Below are 18,922 nucleotides of genomic sequence, written 5' to 3' on the forward strand. Positions count from 1 at the left end.
CATGGGGTTGTTTTCGCAAGTTTTTTGTTTTGAGGCGGTCTACTCCGCCGCTTTCTCCCTCAGCCGCTGCGCATAGACGTTGATGACCAGCGCCGCCAGCAGGATCAGGCCGCGGATCAAGATCTTCAGGAAGCTGTCGATGTTGACGTGGTCGAGGCCGTTGTTGAGGACGCCGAGCACGAACAGGCCGACGATGGTGTTGCCGATGCCGCCGCGGCCGCCGAACAGGCTGGTGCCGCCGACGACGACCGCGGCGATGGAGTCGAGCAGATAGGTGTCGAACTCGTTCTGCTGCGCGCTGCCGAAATGCGCGACGCCCAGCATGCCGCCGATGCCGGAGCACACCGCCGAGATCACCATGACGGCGCCGAGGATGAGCTTGACGTTGAGGCCGGAATATTCGGCCGCCTCGCGGTTGCCGCCGACCATGTAGACGTAGCGGCCGAAGCGCGTGTAGGTCAGCACCAGATGGCCGCCGAGCAGCATGATGGCCGCGACGATGACGATCCATGGGATACCGCCGATCGAGCCCGAGCCGAGCGTCGTGATCAGGCCGGGCACCTTGTAGGCGATCTGGCCGCGCACCAGCAGCGCCGAGATTCCGGCCGCGATCTGCATCATCGCCAAGGTCATGATGAAGGAGGGGATGCCGATGACGGTCAGCCCCAGCGCGTTGACGAGGCCGAGCAGCGCGCAGAGCAGGAGCGACAGGATGATCGCAACCGCGCCGGGCAGGGGGATGTTGGCGATGTTGACGTAGGACTCTTGCAGCGTGAAGTAGGCGACGGCAATGCCGGTGACGTTGGCGATGCTGGCGATCGACAGGTCGATCTCGGCGCAGAGGATCACGAAGGTGAGGCCGACGGCGATGATGCCGGTCACCGACACCTGCGTGAGGATGTTGCCGAGATTGTCCAGCGTCGCGAAGGAGGGGCTGGCAAAGGCGAAGAAGGCGGAGAGGAAGATCAGTGTCAGGAACGGCGCGATGTTGCGCATCTGCGAGCGCAGGAAGGGCGCCAGACCACGCGCCCGATGAGCTTCAGCAAAGGCCGTCTCACTGCTCGCCATTGTGCTTCTCCGTCACGCCGCTTCCAGCAGGCGGTCCTTGCTGACCGGTTCGTTCTTGAACTCCCGCACCACTGTGCCGCGCTTGAGCACCAGGATGCGGTCGGCCAGCGACAGCACCGTTTCCGGCTCGGTCGACAGCACGATGATGGCGAGCCCCCTGGCGCGGAGGTCGCGGACGATGTTGATGACGTCGTTCTTGGCGCCGACATCCATGCCGCGGGTCGGCTCGCACAGCACCAGCAGTTTTGGCGGATAGGTCAGCCATTTCGCCAGCGCGACCTTCTGCTGGTTGCCGCCGGAGAGCATGCCGAGGTCGAGGCCGACCACCGGCGGCCGGATCTGGAGCTGCTCGACCTGCCGTTTGGCGATGTCGCGCTCCTGCGCCGGCTTGAGCAGCAGTGCGGAGATGCGGTCCAGAATGCTGATCGAGATGTTCTTGTAGACCGGCTCCTGGTGAAACAGCATGTCGCGCCGGCTTTCCGGCACCAGCGCGACGCCCGCGCGCCGGGCCGCCGCCGTGCTGGCGAAGGTCTTGGGCTTGCCCTCGACGGCGAGCGTGCCGCCGTCCGGCTTCAGCTTGCCGAACAGGATGCGCGAGAGCTCCTGCTGGCCGCAGCCCATGAAGCCGTAGATGCCGAGCACCTCGCCGGCGCGCGCCTCGAAGGAGATGTCTTTCAGGCTGCGGGCCAGCGAAAGCTGGTCGACCTTCAGGATCACCGAGCTGTCGCTCGGCTGGGGCAGCATCAGATCATCGGTGTAGCTGTGCTCGAGCGCTTCGCCGCCGCGGCCGATCATGGCCTCGATCAGCGCGCCCTTGCTGGTCGCCGCGCTCGCTGTTTCCGCGACCTTCCGTCCGTTGCGGAACACTGTCACCGTGTCCGACACGCGCAAAATGTCCTCGATGAAATGCGAGATGAAGACGATTGCAGTGCCTTCCTCGCGCAAGCGCCTGAGCGTCGCGAACAGCCGCTCGACCTCGGGCGGGGAGAGGGCGGAGGTCGGCTCGTCGAGGATGACGATGCGCGCGCCGGAGAACAGCACGCGGGCGATCTCGATCAGCTGCTGGAGCCCGATCGGAAGGTCGCCGAGCCGGCTCATCGGATCGACGTTGATGCCGAAGCGGGCAAGCTGCTCGCCGGCCTCGCGCGCCATGCGCCGCCACTGTACCAGGCCGAGGGCGTTGGTCGGCTGGTTGCCGAGGAAGACGTTCTCCGCGACCGTGAGGTCGGGCGCGACGCTGAGCTCCTGATGCACCATGGCGATCCCGGCCGCATGCGCGTCGCGCGCCGAGCGGAAATGGGTCTCCTTGCCGTCGACCAGGAAACGGCCGGAAAATTCGGTGTGCACGCCGGCGATGATCTTCATCAGCGTGCTTTTTCCGGCGCCGTTCTCGCCGACGAGACCGTGGATCTCGCCGGGATGAAGCGCGAAGTCGACACCACGAAGCGCCTCGACGCCGCCGAAGCTCTTCGTGATGCCTTGCAGTTCCAGGATGGGCGAACGATCCTCTCGCATGGAGGCTCAGATCAGGAAGTGATCCTGCATCCACTGCATTCCGGCGGCGTTGGCCTTGGTCACGACCGGGCCGTCGGTGACGACGTTCTTGGGGATGCCCTGTCCGCTCTTCTCGCCGCCGACCACGGCGGAAACCCCCGCGATGATGGCGCCGCCATGGATGCGGCAGGACGGATTGCGCACGGTCGCGAACATGCGGCCCTCGCTCACCGCCTGGATCGCGGGCGGCATCGCGTCGACGCCGCCGATCAGGATGTTGGTGCGGCCCCGCGCCTTCATGATGTTGGCGGCGGCGAGCGCCATGTCGTCATTGTGGAAGAACGCCGCGTCGATCTGCGGATATTTCGTCAGATAGGTTTCCCAGAGGCGCGCGGTCTTCGACACGTCCCAGTCGGCGGGCTGGGTGTCGAGCACCTCGATGCCAGGGAATTGCTTCACGACATTGGTGAAGCCCTTGGCGCGCCCTTGCGCGCCGGTATGGCCGAGCGCGCCCTGCGTCATGATGATCTTGCCCTTGCCGCCCATGGCGTTGCACAGCGCCTGCGTCACCGAGGCGCCCATGAACTCGTTGTCGGGGGCGAGGAAGGAGTGGACGTTGATCTGGTCGAGCGGAGCAATCAGCGTGTCCATGTCGATCACGGGCGTGCCGGCATCGATCATCTTCTGCACGGGCTGGGTGAGGGTGCCGATGCCGAAGGCCTGGATCGCGACGAAATCCCATTTCTGCGAGGCCATGTTGTCGATCGCGGCGCGCTGCTTCACCGCATCGAGCTGGCCGTCGAACCAGGTGACTTCGACGTTGAACAGCTTGCCCCAGAATTCCGCGGCCTGCTTGCCCTGCGCGCACCAGGTCGCCTGGAGGCCCGCGTTGGAGAACGCCGCCTTCAGCGGCTTCTCGGATCGTCCGACTTCGGCTGCCAATGCGGGGTTTATGCCCATGCTGCCGAGGATGGCAGTTGCGGCGCCGGCGGTCGCTGCCGCCTGAAGAAGATCGCGCCTCGTCGTCGAGAAATCTTTCGTCCCGGACATCGCTCGCTCCCATATATTTATCGTCGGCGCGTCATTGATTGCGCGACCGATGTCCGAAAGTGTCTCACAAGAGTTGATGCCACTCAATCTGCAATCAGTTGCGAGATCGCCGCAGCCGCGTTGGTGCAGCGCAAAGCGTCAGGCCTGAGCGGCGGCGTATGTGTCGATGTCGACGAGCAACGCGTCCCAGGCCCGCACGATATCTGGCGTCCATTCGGCGCCGAGCAGCTCGCGCAGCGTGTCCCTGATGACTGCGAAGAAGGCGATGAACAGCTCGCGCGGCGTGCCATAGGCATCGTGCGAGGTGACCTCGCAGGCGATCAGCCGGAAATGGCCACGGCGCTCACCGGCGAAGTCGAGGATCGCCTCGATCGTCAGTGCAAGCATCGATCCCTTCACCAGCTCGCTGCCTTGCGAGCGGAACATGGCTCGCGTTTCCGGGTGCTCAGTGAAGAGACGTTGGTAGACCAGCGGCGTGAGATCCGCGCAGCGCAAGGCCGCGCGTTCAAAGCTCTGTTCGATCGGATTGGGGGAGACATTCATCGGCGTAGGCGCCATGCAGACAAAAAAAGAGCGGGGCCCTAGCCCCGCTCAAAAATTGTGTCGACCCTATTATCCCCGATTCTAAGATTTGCTCTTGATTGACGGGGCGACGCTGCGTTTTGCGCGCCAGGGGCTCCTCCCGAGACTTGGACCACCAGACTTCGACCTCTCGGCCAGCCTGAGCAAGAGGGATGCTAGATCAACTTTTCTCACTTGTCATCATTTTCGGCAACGAATGTTCAAAATAAGAGCAGTTAATGAAACGATCGGGCTTTTAGCCATGTAAGCATATGACAAATATAAGAAATCTGTGGACCGGCGGGGCGGATCGACTGCCTCAAATGCCGGACCCGTCCCCCGATGGGGCGCCCCGACCACAGTTTTCGGCAAATTTGCGCTGGACCAAGCAGGCGGCGGAACTGACCTCGACTCAGGTCCCGGCGAGGTGTTTAGCTAGCGCGCGAACGAATGGTTCGGTGGATGCGCGCACGGCTGCAAAAATTCCTACCTTTGGTCCTGCTCGCCCTGGTGATGCAGGTGCTGGCGCCGATTGCCGCCTGTTGGGCGGCCAGTCAGGCTGTTGCCGATCCGCTGTCCGCCGCCGTCATCTGCCACAGCGCGAATGAACAGGGCGGCCTGAACGATCGGACCGGCGCGCCAACCGCGCATGGCGCCGCGTGCGCGCTCTGCTGTCTGGCCCACGCCAACGCGTCGCTCGATTCGTCGCCAGAGGTTGCGCTGGCCGTTCCCTTCCGCCACGCCGAGCGCGTGGCGTGGCACGTGGCGGATACGTCCGCTGTTTCCGTCCATAAGGGCGGAAGTGCCCAGGCGCGTGCGCCTCCAAGCTTTTCCTGACGACCTTCGGTGTCGCCGCGGTTCGTCCGCTGGCGATTGATGCTGTCGAGCAGCCGGGAAGAAAGCCGGCGTCAGGAATGCCTCATGTTACGTTGTCATGCCCGCCGTGGCGTGAGCGTCGTTGCCGTTCAGGCCGCGCTGCTTGCGTCGTCGAGCGGAGCCTTCGCCCAAAGCAGCAGCGCAGTGCTGCCGCCGGTGACCGTCGACGCGCCCGCCGCAGTGAAGCCCAAGCCGCGCAAGCCGGCGGTGAATACGGCCGCCGCCAGGAGCCGGTCGGCAAAGCCTGCCGGCGAGCGGGCGGCTCCCACCCTCACGGGCGAGCAGGGGGCGGGCAGTGCCCGCGCGTCACTGCGACCGCCGGCTGCCGTGGCGCGCTATCAATTGCCGCAGCGGTCGTTCAGCATCACCGCGAAGGAGGTAGATGAGACCATCAACCTCAAGGACCCCGAGGACGCCGTCAAATACATGCCGAGCCTGTTCGTGCGAAAGCGCAACGACGGCGACAACCAGGCGGTGCTGGCGACGCGAAGCTGGGGCGTGAACTCCAGCGCGCGCACGCTGATCTATTACGACGACCTCCTCATCTCGGCGCTGATCGGCAACAACAACACGAACTCCTCGCCACGGTGGAATCTGATCTCGCCTGAAGCGATCGGTCGGGTCGACTACCTCAATGGCCCGTTCGCCGCGGCCTATCCCGGCAACTCGATCGGCGGCGTATTGCTGATCTCGTCCAAGATGCCGGACAAGCCGTTTGCGGTCGCCAAGGAAACGGTCTCGGTGATGCCGTGGAATCAGTACGGCACCAAGGACACCTACGTGACCAGCCAGACCAGTGCGGCCGCGGGCAATCGCGACGGCAGGCTGTCCTGGCTTGTCAGCGCCAATTATCTCGACAGTTTTCAGCAGCCGCTGACCTATACGACGAGCGCTGCAATCCCGGCCGGCACGACCGGTGCGTTTCCTGCGCTGAACAAGCAGGGCGTTGCGGCCAATGTGGTCGGCGCGGGAATCCTCGCGCATTCGCAGCAGACCTCCGGCAACATCCGCCTTGCCTATGACGTGACGGCGCAGGTGCAGGCGACCTATTCGTTCGGGATATGGAACAACCATCAGGTCTCCGATCCTCAGACCTACCTGCGGTCGGCGGCGACCGGGCTGCCGACCTTCAACAACATCACGACCTTCGCGAACGCCAAATATATCTGGGACGAAACCCATGTGAGCAACGCGGTCGCGATCAAGAGCGACACCAAAGGCACTTTCGATTTCGATCTGTCGGCCTCGAGCTACAACTATCTCGAGGACACCCAGCTCAATCCCTATACCGTAACTCCCACCGGCGTCGGCTTCTCGCAGAACGGCAAGATCCAGCGCATGGACGGCACCAACTGGCAGAACGCCGACGCCAAGGGCATCTGGCGTCCGCTCGGTTACGGCGGGGCGCACGAGATCAGCTTCGGCATCCACGGCGATCGGTACCGCCTGGAAAACCCGACCTATGGCTCGGCCGTCTGGTATCAGGCCTCGACCGGCACGGGACAGCTTTACGCGAACAGTCAGGGGGAAACCCGCACCGGCGCGCTCTGGCTTCAGGATGCCTGGAAAATCCAGCCCAATCTGAAATTGACCTTGGGCGGGCGGCTGGAGACCTGGCAATCGCTCGATGGTCAGAACGTCGTGACCTTGGCCAGCGGGGCGGGTGTCATCACTTCGTCGTTCACGAAGAACCAGCCGGGCCTTGCGTCGACGAATTTCTCGCCGAAGGCGTCGCTCTCCTACGACCCGAACAAGGATTGGAACATCACGGTCAATTTCGGCGAGGCCTATCGCTACCCGACGGTTCTCGAGCTGTATCAGAACGTGACCGTCGGCAATACGATCACGGTGGCCAATCCGTTCCTGAAACCCGAGCAGGACTTTACCGGCGAGCTCAATATCGAGCGTCACTGGAATGATGGCCGAGTCCGGTTGACCCTGTTCAGGGAGCGGACCAACAACGCGATCATCGCGCAGACCAACATGATCAACGCGACCCAGAGCGCCACCACGTTCAGCAATGTCGATGCGATCAGGTTGCAGGGTGTCGAGTTGTCCGCCGACAAGGACAACGTTCTCATGAGCGGTCTACAGTTGTTCGGCAGCGTGACCTATGTCGATTCCCGAATTCTGGCCGATACAAGCTGGGCCGGCGTTGATCCTCTGACGAATCTTGCCACGACGGCCGTCGGCAAGCGCGTGCCTTACGTCCCGGACTGGCGGGCCAAATTGGGCGTCACCTATCGGCCGAACGAGAACTGGGCCTATACCGTTGCCGCACGCTACAGCGGCAAGCAGTACTCGACGCTGGACAACACCGACCGTGTCTCCCACGTCTACGGCGCGTTCGATAACTTTTTCGTTGTGGACTTGAAGATGCACTATAACGCGACGAAGAATTTCGCGTTCGACTTCGGCATCGATAATCTCTTCAACGAGCAGTATTTCCTGTTCCATCCGTTCCCGGGGCGAACCTTCGTTCTCGCCGGCAAGTACACGTTCTGACGGGTGGGATGATGTTCACGACGACAAGAAAGGCAAACGACATGAACAAGCTCTCACGCATGCTCGCGCTCGCAGCGCTCTCCGCCGCAATGTTTGCAGCCCCGGTGCGCGCCGACGACGTCAAGGCCGGCGATCTCGTCATCTCGCAGGCCTGGAGCCGTGCGACGCCGGGTGGCGCCAAGGTCGCGGGCGGCTATCTCACCATCGAGAACAAGGGCACAGTGGCGGACAAGCTGGTCAGCGTTTCCGCCGATATCGCCGGCAAGGCCGAGGTCCACGAGATGGCGATGGACAATGGTGTGATGAAGATGCGTCATCTCGACAAGGGGCTGGTGATCGAGCCGGGCAAGATCGTGAAGTTCGCGCCCGGCAGCTATCATTTGATGCTCCAGGAGCTGAAGGGTCCGTTCAAGCAGGGCGACAAGGTGCCGGTGACGCTTCAGTTCGAGAAGGCCGGCAAGGTCGCCGTGTCCCTGGACGTCCAGGGCGTCGGCGCGCAGGCGCCCGGCGACGGCGGGCACATGATGAAGAAAATGCCGGACCATTCGGGAATGAAGATGTGACGAGCGTGATCAGGACCTTCGGGAGAGCGAACATGTCGAAGCGAATCTGGCTGATCCTTCTCGGCGTGCTTGCGGCAGCGCCGGCGAGTGCGCACGTCTTCCTCGAAGGCAAGCAGGCGAGTGTGGGGGCGTCATACAAGGCCGTCTTCGCCGTGCCGCACGGCTGCGCGGGCTCGCCCACGGTGAAGATCCGCGTCCAGATCCCTGAAGGGGTGATCGCGGTGAAGCCGATGCCGAAGGCGGGCTGGAGCGTTGATGTCGTCGAGGGCAAATATGCCAACGAGTACGACTATCACGGCAACAAGCTCTCCTCGGGCGTCAAGGAAGTGTCGTGGTCCGGCGGCAAGCTGCCGGACAAGAACTATGACGAATTCGTCATGCACACGGTCCTGACCGACAAGCTCAAACCGAACGCGACCCTGTACTTCCCCGTCGTCCAGGAGTGCGAGACCGGCGTCAGCCGCTGGATCGAAATTCCGGCGGAGGGGGCAGGGCATTCGCACGAGGGCAAGTCGCCGGCGCCTGGCGTGAAGCTGTTGCCAAAACTCTGATGCGCCTCCTCGCCGCGCTCGCGACGTTGCTCCTGATTGTCGGCTTCGCGACCGGCGCGTCGGCGCATGCGGCGCTCGTCTCGGCCGCGCCGGCGAGCGGCAGCATCCTGAAGACCGCGCCCAAGGCGGTGGAGCTGCGCTTCAACGAGGCGGTGACGCCGGGCGCGATTCTGCTGATCGACGGTGCGGGCAGGGCGCGGGACGATGCAAGCGTCAGCGCGTCGGGCGAGACAATTTGGGTCGCGATGCCGCCGGACCTGCCGCAGGGAACGGCGGTGGTCAGCTATCGCGTGATCTCGCAGGACGGCCATCCCGTCGCGGGGTCGGTGGTCTTTTCGATCGGCACGCCGACCGCGACGAAGCCTTCGGCCACTGCGGATAGCGGATTGAACGCGCTGATCTGGCTGGCGCGGGTCGGTCTCTATCTCGGGCTGTTCGTCGGTGTCGGCGGTGTGTTCTTTGCGCGCTGGATTGCATGGTCGATGACGGGAACGGCCGTGGCGCGTGTCGCGCTCGTGGTTGGCCTGCCGAGCGCTGTTGTCGCCCTCGGCGTCCTGGGCCTCGATCTCCTCGGCCTGCCGCCAGCGGCTCTCGCGACCGTTACCCCCTGGAAGGTTGCGTCCGCGACGAGCGCCGGTCCCGCAGTGCTGGTCGCCGTCACCGCGATGCTGCTGGCGATGCTGGCGCTGCGTGGTGCATGGTACGCGCGGGCGCTTGCGGCCATCGCGTTTGTCGGTGTCGGCTTGTCGCTGGCCATGACCGGACACGCCGCAACGGCACCGCCCGAAATGCTGACACGGCCGGCGATCTTCCTCCATGGCCTCGGCGTTGCGTTCTGGATCGGGGCGCTGGCCCCGCTCGCTGCACTCGTCTCGAAGCCGGCGGCGGCATTGCCCGTCGTGAACCGATTCTCCCGGATCGCCGTGCCTGTCGTCGCGATGCTGGCATTGACTGGTCTTGCGCTCGCGGTCGTCCAGCTTGAAAAGCCGGCGGCGCTGGTCGAGACCCGCTACGGTCTCATCCTCTCGATCAAGCTCGCGCTGGTCGCTGCACTATTGGCGCTGGCCGCGCTCAATCGCGTTCGCCTGACCCCGGCGCTGGCGCGGGACGAGGCGGCTGCGCCGGCGTTGAAGCGCTCGATCCTGCTCGAATGCGTGATCGGCCTCGCGATCCTTGCCGTTGTCGCCGGCTGGCGCTTCACGCCGCCGCCACGGACGATCGTTCCGGAGACGCCTTTGGCGATCCACCTCCACACCGACAAGGCAATGTTCCAGGTCCTGGTCTCGCCGGGCAAGGCCGGCGTCGATGACTTCGTGCTCCAGCTCATGACCGGCGAAGCGACGCCGCTGGCGGCCAAGGAGGTGACGCTGACTCTGAGCCTGCCCGAGCGCGGTATCGAGCCGATGGAGCGCGACGCCTCGCTCGGGCCGGATGGCTATTGGCACGTGCGAAAGGTCGAGCTGCCCTTTGCCGGCCGCTGGCATGTGCGGATCGATGCGCTGGTGACCGACTTCGACAAGATCACGCTCGAGGACGAGTTCGAAGTGACGCCGTAAGGGGCGCTGCTGCGGCTCAAGCTGAATCTGAAGTCGACGGAAAAATGATAAGGAATTCCGCCGTGTTAGCGGCTTTTCCTCATTCCCGGTCTTGTGTTTTCGCTCCCAATCCGGTTTCACTGCAACCCCTCACTGATTCCCAGAGTGTTGCCATGCGGTTGTCGCGGTTCTTTCTGCCCATCCTGAAGGAAAATCCGAAAGAGGCGGAGATCGTCTCGCACCGGCTGATGCTGCGTGCCGGCATGATCCGGCAGGAGGCGGCCGGCATCTATGCCTGGCTGCCGCTGGGCTTCCGCGTGCTGAAGAAGATCGAGCAGATCGTGCGCGAGGAGCAGGACCGCTCCGGTGCGCTGGAACTGCTGATGCCGACGCTCCAGCTCGCCGACCTCTGGCGCGAGAGCGGCCGCTACGACGCCTACGGCCCGGAGATGCTGCGCATCGCCGACCGCCACAAGCGCGAGCTGCTGTACGGGCCGACCAACGAGGAAATGATCACCGAGATCTTCCGCGCCTACGTGAAGTCCTACAAGAACCTGCCGCTGAATCTCTATCATATCCAATGGAAATTCCGCGACGAGCAGCGTCCGCGCTTCGGCGTGATGCGCGGCCGCGAATTCCTGATGAAGGATGCGTATTCCTTCGACCTCAACGAGGCGGCGGCGCGCGTCGCCTACAACAAGATGTTCGTCGCATACTTGCGCACCTTCGCGCGGATGGGGCTGAAGGCGATCCCGATGCGCGCCGAGACCGGCCCGATCGGCGGCGATCTCAGCCACGAATTCATCGTGCTCGCCGAAACCGGCGAATCCGGCGTGTTCATCAATCGCGACGTGTTGGACCTGCCGGTGCCGGGCGAGGACGTCGACTACGAGAGCGACCTCACGCCGATCATCAAGCAATGGACGTCGGTCTACGCTGCGACCGAGGACGTGCACGACGCCGCGCGGTTCGAGCAGGAAGTGCCCGCGGACAAGCGCCTGAACACCCGCGGCATCGAGGTCGGCCAGATCTTCTATTTCGGCACGAAGTATTCCGAGCCGATGAAGGCGATGGTGGCGGGGCCCGACGGTGTCGACGTGCCGATCCATGGCGGCTCCTACGGTGTCGGCGTCTCGCGGCTGCTCGGCGCCATCATCGAGGCCTGCCATGACGATGCCGGCATCAAATGGCCGGAAGCTGTCGCCCCGTTCCGTGCGGTGGTGCTGAACCTCAAGCAGGGCGATGCCGCGGTCGATGCGGCCTGCGAGAAGCTCTATGCGGAGCTCCAGGCCAAGGGCGTCGACGTGCTCTACGACGACACCGACCAGCGCGCCGGCGCCAAATTCGCTGCTGCCGACCTGATCGGCATCCCCTGGCAGATCATGATCGGGCCGAAGGGGCTCGCCGACGGCAAGGTCGAGCTCAAGCGGCGCAGCGACGGCTCGCGCGAGACCATGTCGCCTGCGGACGCGGTCGCCCGGCTGGTCGGCTGAATATTGTTCATCGCCCGATATCGCGGCCGCCAATCCGGCCACAATTGACCCCGAATCATGGGATTATCGAGCGATGGATGAGACCATGACCGAAACCGTGCAAACCGCGCCTTTTGCGCCATTCGAGTGGATGCTGTCGGGGCGCTATTTGCGGGCGCGCCGCAAGGAGGGATTCATCTCGGTCATCGCCGGGTTCTCGTTCCTCGGCATCATGCTGGGCGTGGCGACGCTGATCATCGTGATGGCCGTCATGAACGGCTTCCGCAAGGAACTGCTCGACAAGATCCTGGGGCTGAACGGCCACATCCTGGTCCAGCCGCTGGAATCGCCGCTGACCGACTGGAAGGACGTCGCCGACCGCATCAGCCAGGTCCAGGGCATCCGGCTTGCCGCGCCCGTGGTGGACGGCCAGGCGCTGGCGTCCTCGCCGTGGAACGCCTCGGGCGTGCTGGTGCGCGGCATCCGCTCCGACGACCTCAACAACCTCACCTCGATCGCCAAGAACATCAAGCAGGGCTCGCTCGAAGGCTTCGACGACGGACAGGGCGTCGCGATCGGCCGGCGCCTCGCCGACCAGCTGTCGCTGCACGCCGGCGACAGCATCACGCTGGTGGCGCCGAAGGGCGCGGTCACGCCGATGGGCACGACGCCGCGCATCAAGCCGTACAAGATTGTCGCCGTGTTCGAGATCGGCATGTCCGAATACGATCTCGGCTTCGTGTTCATGCCGCTGGCGGAGGCGCAGGCCTATTTCAACCGCAGCAACGACGTCACCTCGATCGAGGTGTTCACCACCAATCCGGACAAGATCGACGCCTTTCGCAAGGCGGTGACGGAAGCGGCGGGCCGCCCGGTGTTCCTGGTCGACTGGCGGCAGCGCAACTCGACCTTCTTCAACGCGCTCCAGGTCGAGCGCAACGTGATGTTCCTGATCCTGACCATGATCGTGCTGGTCGCGGCACTCAACATCGTCTCCGGCCTGATCATGCTGGTGAAGGACAAGGGCAGCGACATCGCCATCCTGCGCACCATGGGCGCCTCGCAAGGCTCGATCATGCGCATCTTCCTGATCACGGGCGCCTCGATCGGCGTGGTCGGCACGCTGGTCGGCTTCTTCGTCGGCCTCGTGATCTGCCTCAACATCGAATCCATCAGGCAGTTCCTGTCCTGGCTCACCAGCACCGAGCTGTTCTCGCCGGAGCTCTATTTCCTGTCGAAACTGCCCGCCGAGATCGACGTCGGCGAGACCACGGCCGTCGTCATCATGGCGCTGACGCTGTCGTTCCTGGCGACGCTGTATCCGTCGTGGCGCGCCGCGCGCCTCGATCCCGTCGAAGCGCTCCGGTACGAGTGAGGGGCTGATGGAGCAGCAACAGGGGGCTGAGGATGTACCGGTCATTTATCTCCACGAGATAAAGCGGCAGTACTTGCAGGGCGAGGTGCCGCTGACGATCCTGGACGGCGCCAAGCTCGCGCTGTGGGCCGGACAGTCGGTCGCGCTGGTGGCGCCGTCGGGCTCGGGCAAGTCGACGCTGCTGCACATCGCGGGGCTGCTGGAAGCGCCCGATTCCGGCGAGGTCTACGTCAACGGCGCGCCGACCTCGCAACTGCCCGACATCGAGCGCACGCAGCTGCGCCGCACCGACATCGGCTTCGTCTACCAGTCGCACCGGCTGCTGCCGGAGTTCTCGGCGCTCGAGAACGTCATGCTGCCGCAGATGATCCGTGGCCTGAAGAAGTCCGAGAGCGTCAAGCGCGCCAAGGAGATCCTGGGCTATCTCGGCCTCGGCGACCGCATCACCCATCGCCCCGCAGAGCTGTCGGGCGGCGAGCAGCAGCGCGTCGCGATCGCGCGCGCGGTGGCGAATGCGCCGCGCGTGCTGTTTGCGGACGAGCCGACCGGCAACCTCGATCCGCACACGGCGGACCACGTGTTCCAGGCCCTGATGCAGCTCGTCAAGGCGACGCAGGTCTCGATGCTGATCGCGACCCACAACATGGAGCTCGCCGGCCGCATGGACCGTCGGGTGTCGCTGTCGAACGGCCAGGTGGTCGAGCTCGAGTAAAACTGCGAAAACAACCCCATGCACAGTAGCCGGCCTGCTTCAGCCTCTGCCGGCCTGAGGCCTGCCAGGTACTTGACGTGGCAGGCAAAACGGCGCCGACGGCGCATCGCCGGGGCAGGCGACCGCTTACGGCCGGATCACCGTCAATCTGAACGGTCCGCCGTTGGCCGCGGCATGCGCCACGGCGTCGTTGGTGTGGTCGAGGTCGAAGGCCGTGGTCTCGTACTCCTCCAGCCGCAACAGTCCTGATCGCACCAGTGCGATCAGGCGGCTGGCGGCATCCGGCGGGTACATCCAGACGCCGTGGATGCTGATGCAGTTGCGCATGATCCAGGGGTAGGGCAGCTCGAGGCCCGCGCCGCCGGCCATGCCGACACCGCCCATCAGCACGACGCGGCCATAAGCGCGCACCGTCATGATTGCCGCGCGCACCACGGTGGGGCTCACCGAAGGCGGCATGATGTCGAACACGCAGTCGATCGGCCCCGGCGCGGCGCGCTTCATCGCCTCGCGGTCGTCGTTCTCGTTGCCGGTGAGCTTGACCGGCTTCACCCGCGCGCCGAAGCGGCGGACGAGGTCGGCGAGAATTTTTTCGTTGCGGCCCGGCGTCACCACGCAGGCCGCCCCCATCGCCAGCGCGACCGACACCGCAGCGCTGCCGAAATTGCCGGTCGCGCCGCTCACCAGCACGGTTTCGCCCGGTTGGAGGTTGGCGGCGAGGAAGCCGCCATAGGGCACCAGCAGCGTCCCCAGCGCGCACCATTGCGTGGCTTCCTCGGACGTGATCGCGCCAAGGCGTTTGACGTTCTCGGTCGGCACCCGCATCTGCTCGGCAAACGAGCCGTGGCGAAAATGTTTTTGCAGAAGCATGCCGCCGGCGCCGGCGGCGGTTAATCCCTGCAGGGCGATGTCGGGCGCAATTGCGTCGTCGCGCGAGCGCACCGTCGGGTCGCAGAACACCCAGTCGCCGATCTTGAGCTTGGTTGCGTCGGGACCGATCGCCCGCACCCGGCCGATGCCGCCTGGGCCCGGGATGATCGGCAAATCGAGTGCATAGTTTCGTTCGCCGCTGAAGACTTCGTTCATATAGGACAGCACGCGCGTGGCGACGACGTCGACGATGACCTCGCCGGTGCCGAGCACCGGTTCGGGGGCATTCTCGATCACCAGCGGCGTTCCGAAGGATTTGAGTACGGCGGCTTTCATGATGTTCACCTCGAATTGGGGTGAAACGCTTATGCGCCGCCTTGGAGGGGACAAGAAGGCCTGGTATTATCCTAGTATTTCCTAGACCCTCCATCGCGGGAGCGACATCATGGCCGACCCACGCCGCGTCGAATTCGGCGACTTCCTGAGGTCCCGCCGCGAAAAGCTGTCGCCGAAGACCGTCGGGCTTCCGGCAGGGCTCCGGCGGCGCACCGCGGGTCTGCGCCGCGAGGAGGTCGCCCAGCTCCCCGGCATCGGTGTCGATTGGTACATTCGCCTCGAGCAGGGCCGTACCGTCAGCCCGTCGGTGACCACCGTCGACGCGCTGGCCCGCGCGCTGCGTCTCAGCAAGACCGAGCACGCGCATCTGAAGGCGCTGGCGCGCGACGGCGACAAGCGCGCCTTCACGCGCGAAATCGTACCGCCGCCGATCCTGCGGATGATCGAGAGCCTGAATCAGCCGGCCTACATTGTCGGACGGCGCTGGGACGTGCTGGCCTGGAACGCCGCCGCGGAGCAGGTGTTTGCGTTCGGGCGATTGCCTGAGGAGGATCGCAATACGCTGCTCCTCGTGATGACCAACAAGCAGACTCGAAAGGCTTACGGCGCGGGCTGGGCGGACGTGGCCAAGCGCATGGTCGCGATGTTCCGGGCCACCCACGACGTGTGGGCCGGCGATCCCGCCTTCGCCGAGCTGCTCACGCGGTTACGGCAGGGCAGCCCGGAATTCGTCAAATGGTGGGAAGCCCACGAGATCCGCAGCACGTCGTCGGGCCTGAAGACCATGTCGCATCCGACCCTCGGCGTGCTGCATTTCGAGCACACCAGTTTCCAGGCCAATGACGATCCCGCGCTGAAGCTCGTGATCTACACGCCGGTCAGGGGCGGCAGCTCGTGAGGCCGAGCGTTGGCTTCCGGGGTTTAGGTGGCTCGAACGCTCGGTCTGATTTGTGTCATGGCGACGCCGGAGATCGCGAGCAGCCCACCGACGATCAACTTCGGGGTTATGCGGTCGCCAAGGAACAACACGCTCGAAAGCAACGCGAACACCGGAAGTAGCAGACCGAAGGGGGCGACGCGGCCCATGGAGCAGCGGGCGATCAGCCAGAACCAGAGGCCAAATCCGACAATTCCTCCGATGAAGATTGTGTAGGCGAGGGCCAGCCAGCCGCGTTCATCCGCCGTGACGAGGCTCGCCAACTGTCCATATTCAAGGAGCAGCGACATCACCATGACCTGCGGCACCGTGAACAGCGACGACCATCCCATCAACATCAGGGGATCGAAAGGGCCGTAGCGTTTCGTCAGGACGTTGGACACCGCGAAGGCGAAGGCTGCACCGACCACGAGCAACAGCGGAAGCGCGTTTGCCGCCGGGCCGGGCTCCGCCGCCAGCACGACCACGCCGACGAATGCAAGCGCCACACCGGCAGACGTGGTGGCAGACGGCCTCTCCGCGAGCAGCGGCCAGGCCAACAGCACGGTGAAGGGCGTGGCGAGCTGATAGGCGACCGCCGACATGCTTCCCGAGCCGAGCCCAAGGCCAACATAGAAGAGCCCGAAATTCAGTCCGCCAAGGAAAATCGAAATGGCTGCGACGGGGCCGATCTGTTGACGCGTGGGCCTCTTGACGAACGGAACGAGCAGCAGCGCGATGGCCAGGAAGCGCAGCGCGAGGAAGAAGAGCGGCGGAAACTCCGTCACGCCCACCTTGATGGCCACGAACTGGTAACCCCAGAGCAGGGGAACGGTGACCGCGCAGACGATCTGGATGGCAGACACGGCATCCTTCCTTGCAAGACCGATCGGTCCAAATATCGGCGCGCGACAATGGCGGAAGGCGCGGCATGGGTTGTTCACCTGATGAAGCGGTCGAGCAGAGCGTCAGCGGTGGCCTGCGACGTCATCCGTGCCGGCGCCGTCTTGCCGACCACGCGCAGCCCCTCGACGAAACAGACGAGAATGCGGGCGGCGCTAGAAGGCTCGACACCGTCGGCCAGCTTGCCCGCCGCCCTCGCACGCGAAAGGGCATCGGCCACCCTGGCCTCCATGGCCTTGAAAAAGCTCGTGACGCGCCGACCGACTTCGGCGTCCTGGCCGGCCAGTTCCATGGCTGTGGCGACGAGCAAGCATCCGCGGCGGCCATTGGCACCGCTCGTGCGGTCGACATAGCCGGCAAGGAAGGTCCGCAGGCCGTCGACCGGCTCTCTGCGGGGGGCGAGCTCGAAATCCATCCGTGTCAGAGCATCGGCAATGTAGCGATCAAGCGCACGCAAGAACAGCGAGTGCTTGTCACCGAAAGCGGCGTAAAGGCTGCCACGTGAAAGCTTCGTCGCACGAAGAAGGTCGGGGAGCGCCGTGCCGTGATAGCCGCGCGACCAGAACACATCCATCGCGCGCGCGACCGCGGCTTCCACGTCGAAACTGCGGGGGCGACCGCGGGGCAATCGCATCGGGGCTTGGCAGCTCATTGCCAATATATAGACCAATTGGTCTTTAAATCGCAAGGCCCAGAGTTCGTTGAAGCCGGTTGCCTTTTAGCTGGTGAGATTGAACGCTCGAAGGCGATTGAACCCGTCTTAGCCCGCTAAACCGCCGCTTACGGTGCCGGCGTGGCCGGGGGCGGTGTGCTGGCGTTCGGCAGCGTGGCTGGCCAAGGGCTTATCGGGTTGAGCGTCGACAGAGCGCAAGATGATTTGAGCTGCGTCCACACCGACGCCAGGCCCGTCAAGTCGATGTCGAATTTCGTCATGTCCGTCTTGTCGTCCGGCATCGAAATGGTTTCCCGGACATGCAGCGAGCGGGACGCCAGGATCGCCTTGACCATGTCGGGGGCGATGCTGCCGCGCCAGACCTCGACCTTGCCGGCGCGTAGTGGAGCTCCTCCGGTCGCCTTGTCCGTGTCGGCGTCCGCCGTCACCAGGATCGTGCTCTTGCCGGTGACGGCCTCGTCGATTTCGCCCGCGAACGTCAGCGGCACGCGTTTCCTGCTTTCGCAAGACAGGCGCCACTCCATCATCCGGAACGAAGCGCCGTTCTCCTTCTTCAATACCGCGATCTTGCGGACAAACGGGCGCGCTTCCTTCTCCAGTTTCCACGTCGTCTCGGCCAGCGGTCGCGTGTCGATTCCGAAACGATAGAGCTCGGGGCGCGTCAGCACGTGCAGGTTCTCGAACTTCACGGTCCGGATGAGAGCATCGAGCTCGCGGCTGATGCCCATCGCCGCGATGAAGGCGGCGCGGTCGCGGTCGGCGGTCGCTGTTCGACGCCGCCGGGCCTCCGCGATCACCTCCGGAGGCGGATGACCGCGAAAGAGGAGGACCAGCCTGGAATTATGGACCGCCAGCGCCGCGTCGGGCGCCACCTCGCGGGAGGTCGCCCCGAGAAACAGGTAACCGCAGGCCGAGTTGCACATCGCATTGCGGGTGGTGAGCTCGGCCTCGATCTCGCCGCCTGCGTTCTTCACCTTCAGGCATGCGGCGTCCACCTGCGCGCCCTCGGCGCACGCTGTCACAATGGTGCGGCCAACTCGGGCGACTGCCGTGCGGCTGCGCAGCAACCGCCCGATGACGTAGGACTGCTCCACGTTGCCGCCGGGCGAATGAAGGTAGATCGGACGCTGCGTGTCCTTGACGCCGGCGAGGAAGCGGCGAATGCGCGGCCCCGCGTCCTGATCGATCTGGCCCTCGATGGCAATCCAGCGGTCGCAACCCGGCCCGCACGCGTCGGGCGCTCCCTTGGCCAGATAGATCGTCAGCCTGGATGCAAATCCGGCCTTCTCGGCCGGCGCTCCTTCTGCACGCAATGCGCCGGGGATCGACAGCAAGGTCACGAGGAGCAGAATACGGGCGAGCATGAACTGACGGGACCACGCGGGGCGAAAACAGAAGCGAAAGCTATATGAAGATCGGCGAGGTCACAACCTTTGGTGGCGTGTCGGAGCGCCGATTATTC

17 protein-coding genes are annotated in these 18,922 nt (G+C 64.6%); 9 read left to right on the forward strand and 8 right to left on the reverse strand.

What is annotated here, in order from left to right:
• Positions 1-39: 39 nt before the first annotated feature.
• The 4 genes from BM118_RS00915 to BM118_RS00930 all read right to left on the reverse strand — a co-directional run bounded on the left by BM118_RS00915 (position 40) and on the right by BM118_RS00930 (position 4,155).
• Positions 40-1,068 (reverse strand): ABC transporter permease, encoded by a 1,029-nt coding sequence (locus tag BM118_RS00915; RefSeq protein WP_092180984.1) that lies wholly within the window; start codon positions 1,066-1,068, stop codon positions 40-42.
• Between the two features lie 12 nt (positions 1,069-1,080).
• Positions 1,081-2,583, reverse strand: coding sequence for a sugar ABC transporter ATP-binding protein (locus tag BM118_RS00920; RefSeq protein ID WP_092180987.1), 1,503 nt, complete (start codon positions 2,581-2,583; stop codon positions 1,081-1,083).
• A 6-nt stretch (positions 2,584-2,589) separates the two neighbouring features.
• Entirely contained in the window at positions 2,590-3,612 is a 1,023-nt protein-coding gene (locus BM118_RS00925) for a sugar ABC transporter substrate-binding protein (protein WP_092180990.1), read from the reverse strand.
• Between the two features lie 138 nt (positions 3,613-3,750).
• On the reverse strand, positions 3,751-4,155 hold the full coding sequence (locus BM118_RS00930) for a globin (protein WP_177233913.1): 405 nt from the start codon (positions 4,153-4,155) through the stop codon (positions 3,751-3,753).
• A gap of 480 nt (positions 4,156-4,635) precedes the next feature.
• Here BM118_RS00930 and BM118_RS00935 point away from each other — a divergent pair, with 480 nt between their 5' ends.
• The 8 genes from BM118_RS00935 to BM118_RS00970 all read left to right on the forward strand — a co-directional run bounded on the left by BM118_RS00935 (position 4,636) and on the right by BM118_RS00970 (position 13,762).
• Positions 4,636-5,010 (forward strand): DUF2946 domain-containing protein, encoded by a 375-nt coding sequence (locus BM118_RS00935; RefSeq protein ID WP_177233914.1) that lies wholly within the window; start codon positions 4,636-4,638, stop codon positions 5,008-5,010.
• Positions 5,011-5,094: 84 nt separating this feature from the next.
• Positions 5,095-7,554: a TonB-dependent receptor gene (locus BM118_RS00940; protein WP_244550027.1), complete on the forward strand. Its 2,460-nt coding sequence runs from the start codon at positions 5,095-5,097 to the stop codon at positions 7,552-7,554.
• A 41-nt stretch (positions 7,555-7,595) separates the two neighbouring features.
• Positions 7,596-8,117: a copper chaperone PCu(A)C gene (locus tag BM118_RS00945; RefSeq protein ID WP_092184161.1), complete on the forward strand. Its 522-nt coding sequence runs from the start codon at positions 7,596-7,598 to the stop codon at positions 8,115-8,117.
• Between the two features lie 32 nt (positions 8,118-8,149).
• Positions 8,150-8,668 carry a YcnI family copper-binding membrane protein gene (locus tag BM118_RS00950; RefSeq protein ID WP_177233915.1) on the forward strand — a complete coding sequence of 173 codons (519 nt, stop codon included), beginning with the start codon at positions 8,150-8,152 and terminating at the stop codon, positions 8,666-8,668.
• The gene (locus tag BM118_RS00955; protein WP_177233916.1) at positions 8,668-10,224 is read left to right on the forward strand and encodes a copper resistance CopC/CopD family protein; all 1,557 of its coding nucleotides are present in this window, start codon (positions 8,668-8,670) and stop codon (positions 10,222-10,224) included. The genes BM118_RS00950 and BM118_RS00955 overlap by 1 nt, the downstream gene beginning before the upstream one ends.
• A gap of 152 nt (positions 10,225-10,376) precedes the next feature.
• Positions 10,377-11,696, forward strand: a complete 1,320-nt coding sequence (gene proS, locus BM118_RS00960) for a proline--tRNA ligase (RefSeq protein WP_092181008.1) — start codon at positions 10,377-10,379, stop codon at positions 11,694-11,696.
• Between the two features lie 73 nt (positions 11,697-11,769).
• Entirely contained in the window at positions 11,770-13,050 is a 1,281-nt protein-coding gene (locus BM118_RS00965) for a lipoprotein-releasing ABC transporter permease subunit (RefSeq protein WP_027545760.1), read from the forward strand.
• Positions 13,051-13,057: 7 nt separating this feature from the next.
• A complete protein-coding gene (locus BM118_RS00970) occupies positions 13,058-13,762 on the forward strand; it encodes an ABC transporter ATP-binding protein (RefSeq protein ID WP_092181011.1) in 705 nt (234 codons plus the stop codon).
• Positions 13,763-13,888: 126 nt separating this feature from the next.
• On the opposite strand, the gene BM118_RS00975 is transcribed toward BM118_RS00970, so the two are convergent.
• Positions 13,889-14,968: a zinc-binding dehydrogenase gene (locus tag BM118_RS00975; protein ID WP_177233917.1), complete on the reverse strand. Its 1,080-nt coding sequence runs from the start codon at positions 14,966-14,968 to the stop codon at positions 13,889-13,891.
• A gap of 109 nt (positions 14,969-15,077) precedes the next feature.
• On the opposite strand from BM118_RS00975, the gene BM118_RS00980 reads away from it, so the two are divergent.
• Positions 15,078-15,866, forward strand: a complete 789-nt coding sequence (locus BM118_RS00980) for a helix-turn-helix transcriptional regulator (protein WP_092181017.1) — start codon at positions 15,078-15,080, stop codon at positions 15,864-15,866.
• A gap of 23 nt (positions 15,867-15,889) precedes the next feature.
• On the opposite strand, the gene BM118_RS00985 is transcribed toward BM118_RS00980, so the two are convergent.
• From BM118_RS00985 to BM118_RS00995, 3 genes are all read right to left on the reverse strand, one after another.
• Complete coding sequence (locus BM118_RS00985; RefSeq protein ID WP_092181020.1) at positions 15,890-16,750, reverse strand: DMT family transporter; 861 nt, start codon at positions 16,748-16,750, stop codon at positions 15,890-15,892.
• 74 nt (positions 16,751-16,824) lie between these two features.
• A complete protein-coding gene (locus BM118_RS00990; RefSeq protein ID WP_092181023.1) occupies positions 16,825-17,421 on the reverse strand; it encodes a TetR/AcrR family transcriptional regulator in 597 nt (198 codons plus the stop codon).
• Positions 17,422-17,567: 146 nt separating this feature from the next.
• A complete protein-coding gene (locus tag BM118_RS00995; protein ID WP_092181026.1) occupies positions 17,568-18,824 on the reverse strand; it encodes a hypothetical protein in 1,257 nt (418 codons plus the stop codon).
• Between the last annotated feature and the right edge of the window lie 98 nt (positions 18,825-18,922).

The organism is Bradyrhizobium sp. cf659 (genome assembly GCF_900113725.1).
In the GTDB taxonomy this organism is placed as follows: Bacteria; Pseudomonadota; Alphaproteobacteria; order Rhizobiales; family Xanthobacteraceae; genus Bradyrhizobium.